The 11,460-nt window shown below is 42.3% G+C and carries 5 protein-coding genes and 1 pseudogene; 5 read left to right on the forward strand and 1 reads right to left on the reverse strand.

The window, feature by feature from the left end:
• Nucleotides 1-154: 154 nt before the first annotated feature.
• The 5 genes and pseudogenes from HWQ37_RS24565 to HWQ37_RS24585 form a co-directional block, all read left to right on the forward strand.
• Nucleotides 155-4,444, forward strand: a pseudogene (locus tag HWQ37_RS24565) (amino acid adenylation domain-containing protein); the annotation flags it as partial.
• A gap of 237 nt (nucleotides 4,445-4,681) precedes the next feature.
• On the forward strand, nucleotides 4,682-4,996 hold the full coding sequence (locus HWQ37_RS24570) for a DMT family transporter (protein ID WP_292752087.1): 315 nt from the start codon (nucleotides 4,682-4,684) through the stop codon (nucleotides 4,994-4,996).
• Between the two features lie 36 nt (nucleotides 4,997-5,032).
• Nucleotides 5,033-5,869 carry an SDR family NAD(P)-dependent oxidoreductase gene (locus tag HWQ37_RS24575; RefSeq protein WP_292752089.1) on the forward strand — a complete coding sequence of 279 codons (837 nt, stop codon included), beginning with the start codon at nucleotides 5,033-5,035 and terminating at the stop codon, nucleotides 5,867-5,869.
• Nucleotides 5,870-6,161: 292 nt separating this feature from the next.
• A complete protein-coding gene (argC, locus tag HWQ37_RS24580; RefSeq protein ID WP_292752091.1) occupies nucleotides 6,162-7,136 on the forward strand; it encodes an N-acetyl-gamma-glutamyl-phosphate reductase in 975 nt (324 codons plus the stop codon).
• A 192-nt stretch (nucleotides 7,137-7,328) separates the two neighbouring features.
• Nucleotides 7,329-7,577 carry a Uma2 family endonuclease gene (locus HWQ37_RS24585; RefSeq protein ID WP_292752094.1) on the forward strand — a complete coding sequence of 83 codons (249 nt, stop codon included), beginning with the start codon at nucleotides 7,329-7,331 and terminating at the stop codon, nucleotides 7,575-7,577.
• Between the two features lie 259 nt (nucleotides 7,578-7,836).
• Here HWQ37_RS24585 and HWQ37_RS24590 read toward each other — a convergent pair whose 3' ends face one another.
• Nucleotides 7,837-11,355 carry a GEVED domain-containing protein gene (locus HWQ37_RS24590; RefSeq protein WP_292752098.1) on the reverse strand — a complete coding sequence of 1,173 codons (3,519 nt, stop codon included), beginning with the start codon at nucleotides 11,353-11,355 and terminating at the stop codon, nucleotides 7,837-7,839.
• Between the last annotated feature and the right edge of the window lie 105 nt (nucleotides 11,356-11,460).

Genomic DNA, 11,460 nt, shown 5'->3' on the forward strand with positions numbered 1-11,460 from the left:
GAAGGAAATAGCCCTGCCTTTGCCCTGAAGATATTAACCATTGTGGAATAGTTCAAAAATTACGTGCATTTTCCCAGGAGTGAAAATGGAAAACCATAAAATTGAGTTATTGGAAAAACAGCCTGCTAATTTAGAGGTTAAGCGAGAGTATCCTCATGTCTGTATTCATGACCTGTTTGAGCTTCAGGTAGAACGAACACCGTTAAATGTTGCAGTAATTTTTGAAAAACAGCAACTGACCTACCGAGAATTAAATTCCCGTTCCAATCAGCTAGCGCACTATCTGCGGAGTCTGGGTGTTGGAGCCGAAGTTCTGGTTGGGATTTGTTTAGAACGCTCGCTCGATACAGTCATTGGACTACTAGGTATTCTCAAAGCTGGTGGGTCTTACGTGCCATTAGATCCAACTTATCCACAAGAGCGCCTAGCCTATATGGTAAAAGATGCCAAATTACCAGTGCTATTAACTCAAAAAAAAATGCTGGAAATTTGTGCTAATTTTCTACCCCACGAACAGTCAAATTCTGAAGTCAAAAGTCCGATAATAATCAGCATTGATAGTGATTGGGAGAAAATTGCCCAATATAACAAAGAAGACCTAATCAGCGAAGTAACGGCTAAAAATTTGGCCTATACCATCTACACTTCAGGCTCTACTGGTAAACCCAAAGGAGTACAGATTGAGCATCAATCTGTAATTAACCTTTTAATTTCTATGACCCGAGAGCCAGGGATAACAGCAGCAGATGTACTTTTGGCAGTTACTACTATATCTTTTGATATTGCTGGATTAGAAATTTACTTGCCCCTAATTGTGGGGGCAAGTCTGATTTTGGTCAGTCGGGAAGTTGTGATTGACGGAGCAAAATTGATCAAGCAAATAGAGCAAGCAGATGCCACGCTCATGCAAGCAACTCCCTCTACTTGGCAAATGCTTCTGGCTGCTGGATGGCAGGGCAACAAACAACTAAAAATTCTTTGTGGTGGTGAAGCACTTTCACAAAAACTCGCGGCTCAATTGCAAGAAAAGAGTGCTTCTTTGTGGAATATGTACGGTCCCACCGAAACTACGATTTGGTCAACTATTTACCAAGTCAAGTCCAAAGATGAGAAAATCTCCATCGGACACCCGATTGCCAATACTCAAATTTATATCCTAGATCATCAGTTGGAGAGCCAAACAGACTCATACCAGCTTGTTCCTATTGGCGAGGTAGGAGAATTGTACATTGGTGGAGATGGTTTAGCTAGAGGCTATCTCAACCAATCAAAACTAACTGAGCAGAAATTTATTCTTGACCCCTTTAGTAATTCCCCTGACTCTCGCCTCTATAAAACAGGAGATTTAGTTCGCTACCTGCCAGATGGCAACATTGAATATATTGGACGCATAGATCACCAAGTTAAGATTCGCGGCTTCCGTATAGAGACTGGAGAAATCGAAGCGACACTTAGTCAACACCCTAATGTGTTAGAAACTGTAGTTATTGCCCACAATGAAACGAACGGCGACAAACGCTTGGTAGCTTATGTGGTTCCTTCTACAAAAGCCCAGGATGGATCTGATGATCTCAATCAGGTCAGCGAATTTCAAGCGGAACAGACTGCACAGTGGCAACAGATATGGGACGAAGCTTATAGCCAGCCGACACTAGAAGACGACCCCACATTCAATATCAACGGCTGGAATAACAGTTATACAGGTCTGCCTGTTCCACCCCCAGAAGTAAAGGAGTGGGTTGAGCATACGGTGGCACGCATTCTCTCCCTTCAACCCAAACGCCTACTGGAGATTGGTTGTGGTACGGGTATGCTACTGTTTCGGATTGCTCCTCACTGCGCTCATTATTTTGGCACAGACATCGCTGAAGCATCTGTGCGTTATATTGAAGAGCAACTGAGCCAACAGGAGCAGAATGGGTTACAAGTAAGCCTGGCTCAAAAAGCCGCAGATAACCTAGAAGGGTTAGAAAATGAAGCTTTCGATACTGTAGTTATCAACTCCGTAATTCAGTATTTTCCCAGTATTAGTTACCTTGTTCAAGTTTTAGAAGGTATTGTACGGCACGTAGAGCCGGGAGGCTGTATCTTTGTTGGTGATGTTCTGAGTCTGCCTCTGTTACAAGCTTTCCACACCTCTGTACAGTTGTATCAAGCTCCCGCATCATTATCTACAGTTCAGTTGCGGCAGCGTATCCAGAAACGTATCAGCCAAGAAAAGAGGTTGGTCATCGACCCAGCTTTTTTTCTTGCTCTCAAGCAGCACTTACCACAGATTAGTGATGTAGAGATTCAGCTAAAGCGGGGACGCTATCATAATGAATTGGTTCGCTTCCGTTATGATGTAGTTCTGCGAGTAGGAATTGAGAACAAATCTACAATAGAGCATCCTTGGTTAGATTGGCAGCAAAAGCAGTTGACATTAAAAGCACTGCGGGAAATACTAGTCGAAACCGAACCGCCAATATTAGGAATACGCGGTATCCCTAATGCACGGATTTTCACAGATGTGAAGGCTCAAGAATTACTGGCTAGGAAAGATATCCCTCCCACTGTCGGAGAAGTACGCAATCTATTACAACAACTGACTCAATGGGTTATAGAACCAGAGGATATTTGGGCATTAAGCCAAGAATTACCTTATTTCATTAACATTACTTGGTCGCAGAATCATGGCGATGGCTGCTTTGATGTAGTCTTCCAACGCCAAAAAGTAGTATTAGCAAGGGAATCAAATGGCAAGATGGAATCTGCTGGCTTTTTCAAACCTTGGATTGCCTATGCCAATAACCCTGTACAAGAAAATAGTACAGAGCAGTTAGTGCCTCAGCTACGCAGTTTCCTGAAAGAAAAGCTGGCTGACTACATGATGCCCTCTGCTTTTGTAGTTATGGATAAATTGCCACTAACACCAAGCGGTAAAGTAGATAGACAATCACTTCCTGCCCCTAATCAAACCAGACCAGTTTTAGAATCATTATTTGTTCCCCCTCGAGATGAAATTGAGGATAAATTGGCTGAAATTTGGGCGGAGGCACTAGAAATTGAGCCAGTAGGGATTTATGACAACTTCTTTGAACTGGGTGGACATTCGTTGCTAACTACTCAGATATTTAATCAGATTCGAGAATTTTTCCAACTAGAGTTATCTCTACTTAACTTTTTTGAAAATCCCACTGTCAGTGGACTTGCGGCAGCGATTAATAATCGTGAACAGTCAGGTGTAAACCACACAATCAAAGCCATAGATTTGCAAGCAGAAGTAGTTTTAGATGACCGTATTTATCCACCGGATGATTCAAAACAGCTAGTAACGGAACCTGCTCAAATTTTCTTAACCGGGGCAACCGGATTTTTAGGAGCTTTTTTACTGCAAGAACTCTTGCAGCAAACCCAAGCCAATATTTACTGCTTGGTTCGGGCTACTAATATTCAGGAAGCTCAACGGAAAATCCAAAAAAATCTGGAACATTATTTCCTAGAGAATGAATCTTTAAATCCGAGAATTATTCCCGTTTTAGGAAATTTATCACAGCCGCTTTTAGGACTGTCTGAGTATGATTTTCGTCAGTTGGCTACCGAAGTTGATGTTATCTATCACAATGGGGCTTTGACCAATTTAATCTATCCCTATTCGGCGCTGAAAGCAACCAATGTATTAGGAACTCAAGAAGTTTTGAGATTAGCCAGTCAAATCAAACTCAAACCAGTTCATTATATCTCTACACTTGCCGTATTTGAGTCAGATACTTATTCTGGGATGAAGGGGATCAAAGAAGATGACGAGTTGGAAAAAACTGAAGGTCTTGATAATGGCTATGCTCAAAGTAAATGGGTAGCGTGTAAGCTTTTAAAAGCTGCTTCTCTGCGAGGAATTCCGATTAGTATCTATAGACCTGGTATGATCTCAGGGCATAGCCAAACTGGTGTCAGCAACACCAATGATATTATGTGCCGCTTGCTGAAAGCTTTTATCCAACTCGGAAATGCGCCTGCGTTGGATTGGATAATGGATATGACACCTGTTGACTACGTAAGCAGTAGCATTGTTCATTTATCAAGGCAGAAAGAATCTATCGGCAAAGCTTTTCACTTGGTGAATACTCAGTCTTTGCACTTGAGCCAACTAATTCAGGAAATTAACTCACTGGGCTATTCTATCCGACAAATTCCCTATCCTGATTGGCAAAAACAATTCCAAGAAGTAGTAAAGAATTATATTGATAATTCCCTCAGTTCTCTGTTACCAATCGTAACTGAAAAGATGCCTGGAAAGGAACTAACTTATTTAGAAACATCTTCAATGACATCTCAATCGTTTGATACTCAGAATACTCTGAATGGATTGGCGAAAACTTCTATTATTTGCCCGACAGTAGATGTTCAATTACTTAGGACTTACTTTTCTTATTTTCAATCTAGCGGTTTTGTCGGTACTCCCTAAGCAGCAATTTTCATTTGAGTAGAAGACAATGCCTGCCTTCGGCTCCCCTCTTCTTATACCATTTTGGATTTTGGATTGGGAATTGCCTTCTGCGTCTAGACTTTGTGAAAGCATCTGTCGCAATCATGTTCCAAATTGGTATTAGTAATGAGAGGGGCTGGAGGTAAGGTTTGACTTTCTAATGAATGAATTTTAAATTTTGAATTGGTATTACTGAGCAATAGTAGGAGTTATTCAATGGCTTGGGTTTACCTAATATCAGCAATTCTCTTGGAAGTAGCAGGAACAACCTGCATGAAGTTATCTCAAGGTTTCACCCGAATAGTGCCTTCTATATTCATGTTTATCTTCTATGGGCTTTGTTTTAGTTTTTTAACAATGGCTCTCAAAAAAATTGAAGTAAGCGTTGCTTATTCTGTCTGGTCAGGTATGGGAACTGTCCTGATTGTTAGCATTGGCATCGGGTGGTTTCAAGAATCTGTTACTACTATAAAATTTTTATCTATAGCCATGATCATTATGGGAGTAATTGGCTTGAATTCCGGGAAATAAAGCGATTAAAAATTCAACATGAGTTAAAAATTCAACATGAGTCAAGAAAAATATCTCAAAAATCGTGTTGCTCTAGTTACAGGGGGAGCCTCTGGTATGGGTCGCGCTATGGCTCTGGCTTTTGCTGAGGCTGGAGCTGATGTTGTCGTTGGTTCTCTGCTGACAGGTGGCGGGAGTAAAGCTCCTGGAGAACTCGTTTATCTGCCTGGTGCTGCGGAACTGGACAGGATAAAAAAGGAAATTGAGGCGCGGGGGGTGAGGGCGATCGCTACCAATCTTGATGTTTGCTCAATGGACTCTGTACAAGCTTTTTACGATGCAACAATTAAGGCATTCGGAAAAGTAGATATCCTTGCTAATGCTGCTGGAATTAGCGCTGAACAGACAATCTGCGGTCATCCTGATCAGCTTTGGCATAAAGTCGTAGATGTCAACGTCAATGGTGTTTATCGCACTATCAAGCTTTGTCTACCGGGAATGATTGAACGTAAGTGGGGGCGAATTATCAATATTGCCTCGACCGCAGCATCAGTAGGTGCCCCCGCTTCTGCTGCTTACTGTGCTTCCAAAGCAGCAGTAGTGGGCTTAACCCGTTGCGTAGCATTAGAGGGAGCACCGCACGGCGTATCCTGCAATGCCATTAGTCCTGGTTGGGTGCAAACTAACTTTGGTAAAATCTGGATGGTGCACATTGCCGAAACAGCGGAGGGGCAAAACAAAGATGAATATATCCAAGAAATAAAACAGATTAATCCTCAGAAGAGAATGATCCAACCCGAAGAGATTGGAGCGATCGCAGCCTTTCTGTGCCGCGAGGAAGCTTTTGGTATCACCATGCAGGATATAACAATATCCGCAGGTTCGCTCTGGTAGGGGTCATCGCGCTCAATACCTTAATTATCCTCTTGCTCTAGGGGTAAATGCTCAAAATCCTTCTGATTTTTTGGGTTTTTCCGCTTAATTCCCCAAGCTTTTGTGTCCAAGGCATGGGTTTTAACAGCATACTTTTGGAGTACAGGTAATTACAACCTGCATCACCGTAAAGACATTCGAGTTTTATTAAAATTATACCATGATTAATTTGTACAGTGCGTAAGTTCTATCTATTTAGCAGAAGTAAAGTAAGTATTAATCAGCCAAAATATCACTCACATATAAAAAGCGCATGACTACTAAACCAAAGATTTTTATTGATGGGGAATCGGGAACCACAGGCTTACAAATATATTCACGTCTCAACCAGCGTGATGATATCGAGTTAGTTAGCATTGAAGCATCTAAACGTAGGGATGCAACTGAGCGAACCAAACTAATTAATGCTGTTGATGTGATCATTCTCTGTCTGCCTGATGATGCTGCACGCGAAGCTGTTAGCTTAGTCAGTAATACTAGGGTTAAGATCCTTGATGCTAGTACTGCCCATCGCACAGCTAATGACTGGGTATATGGCTTCCCTGAACTAAATCCAGGACAGCGAGAGAAAATCGCCAGCGCCCAGTTTGTCAGCAATCCCGGCTGTTATCCCACAGGATTTTTAGCTTGTATCCGTCCGTTGATTGCTAAAGGACTCCTGAACAGTAACTTTCCCATCACAGTTAATGCAGTATCAGGTTACTCTGGTGGCGGAAAAAATCTCATTAAACAATATGATACCTTACACGAACAGCAAGCCGGGGCAGAATCACTCTACCCTTATGGTATCTACGGTTTGCAGTTTGGGCATAAGCACGTCAAAGAAATGCATCATTATTCAGGGTTAGCATCACCGCCACTTTTCGTACCAGCAGTAGGAGATTTTGAGCAGGGAATGCTAGTACAGATACCTTTGCCACTGGGAAGTTTAGATAATCCACCATCAGGTAAGGTTATCTATGAAGCGATCGCAAACTACTACCAAAGTGAAAAGTTCGTACAAGTTACACCATACCAAGATTCTACTCTGTTGCGAGACGGAATATTTCTAGATGCGATTGCAATCAACGGCACTAATATTGTTCAGGTTTTTGTATTTGCCAATGACACTACCAAAGAAGTGTTACTAGTTGCTCGTCTTGACAACCTGGGTAAAGGTGCATCAGGAGCCGCAATCCAAAACCTAAACATCATGCTGGGTTTTCCAGAAGAGTTGGGATTGTTATAAAAGGCTCAGATTAAGTAATGGCACTAAGTTAAGATACAGCCCTTGTCCCAACTGGTTCCCAGCCTAGAGGCTGGGAACCCATTCCCAGAGGCTCCGCCTCCAGTAGCTCGCCACTACAAGACTACTGACTGAGATTTTTTCAGAAATCAAATATGATTCCTATATAAGGACAAAACCTCACTCTTAAAGCTTATGAACGCCATCACTTTGAATATCCCCAACCTGGGTATCAAGGGGTTTTATGAACTTTGTCAAGCTAATCAAAATTTGCAGTTAGAACGTGCTGCAAGTGGAGAAGTTATAATTATGCCTCCGACGTATCCGTGGACAGGTAAGAAAAACTCTGGTTTAAATGCTCAACTATGGAACTGGAACGATCGCACAAATTTAGGTATTGTATTTGACTCCTCCAGTGGTTTTACAATTGAACTTAACGGCTGAACAGATTTTTCAAGCTGGAGGTCTACCAAACGTAGCCACAACCACACCCGAATGATTTTGAAGACACTAAGAAAAGCTCTAAGCTATGAAGAGGTAAAGAAGAGAAATTTAAAACTGATTCGCCTATCAAATTTTTTGCGATAGACCATTAGTTTTGAAGGTTTGTAGTAAGCACTTTAGTGCTTAAAATAATCAGGACTAAAGTGCTTACTACGAACTTACTTATCCATCAATTTAAACTTGACAGACTACTAGATATCTATTTCACCTTACCCCGGAAACGGATAAAGCCATAAGAATTAACTGGTGTACCTGGTGCAGTTGCATTTGGCACATTTCCCAAATTCACAATTACTACACCGTTAGTATTACTACCATCACATTGAATACCAGGGTACTTAATCTTAGGGTCAACACCTGGGGAGAAATATTCTGCTGAATCTCCATCGCTGGTATTAGTTAAGGATTCAGTTGCACCATTATTTTGCCAAATGATACCCCGATCGCCACCTGGAAGACCACTGCTGTTTTTGGTGGGGAAACTATTGAATGCAGTCGGGATAAAAGTCATATTATCAGGAACGCGATCGCAGATCAAAACATTATTTGCTGTTCCATCACCTGCGGAGAGGAAATAGATAGTATATTCGATTTCATCACTGGGCTTGACATTACCGCCATTGATGCCACCGAGCATGAAGCTATTTAAGGATGGCCATTTGTCGCTGTCCTTGGGCGGATCTGTTGGCGTGGGTTGGGTGGGAATGGTAATGGTATTATCATCGTAGGCATTACTTGGGGCATCAATATACCCGATCAAAGAATCCCCGCCAACGGTGGTAGTGCCGCCATTAATCGCTGTGATTCGTTTGACTAAGAGAACATTCGGGTTATTGACCACTGCTGCGATCGCTACTGCATAATCTTCCACTTCACCAGCACTCCCAGCACCTGTTGGGCTGGGTGTTGTAACTGTACTAGTCGTAAACCGGAAATGAGCAAAGCTACTACCAAGGGTTGCATTGCTGGGTACGGTAAAGGTTAAAGTATTGTTTCCGGCATTGAGCGGAACATTATTAACTGTTGCAGCCGTTCCATTGGTGACGTTGGTCAAATTGAGCTGTTCGCCAGTATCAAAGACCCCATTTTTATTAAAATCGATCCAGCTATTGAGAAAGCCCGCTGTTGAAGCGTTAACAGTAATTGTTGCAGTTTTGCCGGGAGCAAGACTTGAGGGCAAGGTCACGCCATCATCCCCAGCATCGCCATTGGCATTTGCACTGTAGAATTGGCTATATTCTCCCGTTACAGTCGCGCCGAGGGTGGGATTACTACAACTGGGTGCGTGGGAAACTTCACCATAACTGTTCGGTGCATCACCAAAGTCAGATACAAACTCAGTCTTGACGAAAAACCCACCAATAGAACCATAGTTCGAGAGGCGAATCTCAACGATATCGCCAGCGTTCACCGAAATTGTGGATACGCTGCTTGCTGGTAAGTTAGTAGTATAAGTTAGAGTTGGATTTCCAACCCGCACTCCATTGACATAAATTTCCATCGCATCGTCAATATAAGCCCCTGGTTGTCCAAGGGTAATTCGGCCTTTAGTGGTTACTTGCCGCTTAAACACGATCGCCCAGTTAGGCTCATCACCAGTGCTTCCGTAAGTTCTAAGTGGATAGTCTCCGTTAATCGGAACGTAGCCCTGAGATGGAAAGCTGCCGTTGATAACTGTTCGTAGCGGATTAACAGCAGGATTTACGCTAATTGTTTGATCGTTAAAAGTAAAGGTGGGAATTCCTGCGCCAAATTTCGCAGTCCCACGCAGCGTTGGTAATCCAGTTGTACCATAGTAGCCATTCGCAACAGTTTCGCTAGCAGCTGCCCCAGGAATCGGAAAATGACCAGTATAGAGTTGAGCGTCCCATTCACAGGTTAAAGGGGGATAGAAACCAAAATCTTGTCCGGTGATATTGGTAGTGCTAACTGTGACTGGCAAATTATCAGAAGTACCCAGTGTGTAGCCCAGAGGCACATCTGTATCAGCAATGTCTACTTTAATTTTGTAAGTTCCAGCAACTACGTTAGTAAATTGATAAGTGCCGTCAGCTAGAGTTGTTACTTGCTGGATGATTTCACTCGTCGTATTAAGTTCATCATTGTTATCGTTATCTTTGTAGAGAATCACACGAATATTACCAATTCCCGGCTCACCATTATTTGTACTACTGCGATCGCTATCCTGGTAAAGCGTCCCAGAAATGCTGATGGGCTGCTTAATCCCAAAGTCCTTACTAGAGATGTTTGTGCCGGTATTAAAAGCAGCCGTCGTTAGTGGGCTAGTATTGACCCAGCTAGAAGGGAGCGATGCTGTAGGGGCAGTATTACCGACTGTGCCAGCAGTCGTACTTAAGATAATTTTGACGTTATTTTGATTCAGGGGGACATCAAGAAAGGTGTAAGTACCATCTGCGGCGACAGGTGTTGTTTTTAAGACCTTATTATTAGAATCTACGAGAATGGCATTTAACAATCCACCTGCATTAGTGCCAGTTTCCGAGCCAGTATTAATATTAGTAAAAGTATTATTAGCACTATTGTCTACATCATTCCAAACCTTACCACTGAGGAAATCATCATCATAGATGGTGTAGTCAGAAACACTTGTTGGGGTACCGCCACAAGTCGTTGTCGAACTGTTAAAAAAACTAGATGAAGGTTGGATTGTGAATACAATTGTCCTCACACCTTGAGGAATGTTGTTATTAATAACAGTAAAGGGAATGGTAAAGACACTAGTGGCGTTACTACCGTCATAGTTGCCCGCAGGGATAGTGACATTAAAAGTAGATGTGCCGGATGTTGTATTGTAGTCTGTACCCAGAACCGCTGTACCAGAGACGGAAATCGGAACAGTGATTCCCCCAGTTGGCACTAAACCAACAATCCTGAGTTTTGGGGGGTTGCTGGTAGGATTAGTTTCTGATTCTGCTGCACCACCAGAACTCGCTGTAAACTCGACCACAGCTTTACCAGCAAATTGGACTTCATCAAGGAAGTTACCTATAGTATTGTTCGCACCGGCTGTAGAAACAGCTGCAAATCCTACAGGTTTATTCCCAGAAGCACCAGTGTAAGGAACAGTGCCAGTGTATCGTACCCAGCCATTTCCGGCGTTATTGTTACTTACAGTAGGAATAGTTGCACCATTTTGGGCGACTGGTTGTGCCGTAACTTTTCCATTGCTAGTTGTTGAAAATGTGCCAAAAACAGTTGGTGCTGGATCGGTATTTAGTCCAATTAAAAAATTGGCTACATCAGCAATAGTTGAACTTGAACGCCCACGATGTAAAAAAGAGAATGTAATCGTCTCATTTTTAATTAAGCACATATTCTGATACAACTCAGAATTTTGTTCAGCATTTAACTCAGCAAATTGATTTCCTGCACTAGTTGGTGTCGTTGCTGTGCTAACACTATTAAATCCTGTTGTCCAAATCTCAATCAGTGGTACTGTTCCTGGAGATGCATAACCATTACAGTTACCTCCTCCCGCCTTGACTGAGCCATGAGTTGTTTCCCAACCAGGGATAATACCTGGCGACACTTGAACGTAACATTTTTGACCAGCAGAACCGAAAACAGGTGACTCAAAACTGGGATTTATAAACGATCGCTGGATATATTGAGCTTGCGCTTGTGTAGGTTGAAGTACTAATGTCGCACCAATCAGCCCCCAGCCAAAAGTATTAAAATTTTGCCATAAATTCTTCATTAGTAAATCACCATAAAATTACCTTTAAAAGATGCTGAATAATGCATTTGGCAAATGTTTTATTTTCAGCACAAAATTTTTCCTGGAGAGATAACAAATTTCAAG

Origin of the sequence: Nostoc sp. NMS4, from assembly GCF_017115095.1 — a bacterium.
Lineage (GTDB): Bacteria > Cyanobacteriota > Cyanobacteriia > Cyanobacteriales > Nostocaceae > Nostoc.

Coding starts and splice junctions, on each gene's coding strand:
- HWQ37_RS24570 (WP_292752087.1), top strand. CDS start 4,682: ATGGCTTGGGTTTACCTAATATCAGCAATTCTCTTGGAAGTAGCAGGA.
- HWQ37_RS24575 (WP_292752089.1), top strand. CDS start 5,033: ATGAGTCAAGAAAAATATCTCAAAAATCGTGTTGCTCTAGTTACAGGG.
- argC (WP_292752091.1), top strand. CDS start 6,162: ATGACTACTAAACCAAAGATTTTTATTGATGGGGAATCGGGAACCACA.
- HWQ37_RS24585 (WP_292752094.1), top strand. CDS start 7,329: ATGAACGCCATCACTTTGAATATCCCCAACCTGGGTATCAAGGGGTTT.
- HWQ37_RS24590 (WP_292752098.1), bottom strand. CDS start 11,355: ATGAAGAATTTATGGCAAAATTTTAATACTTTTGGCTGGGGGCTGATT.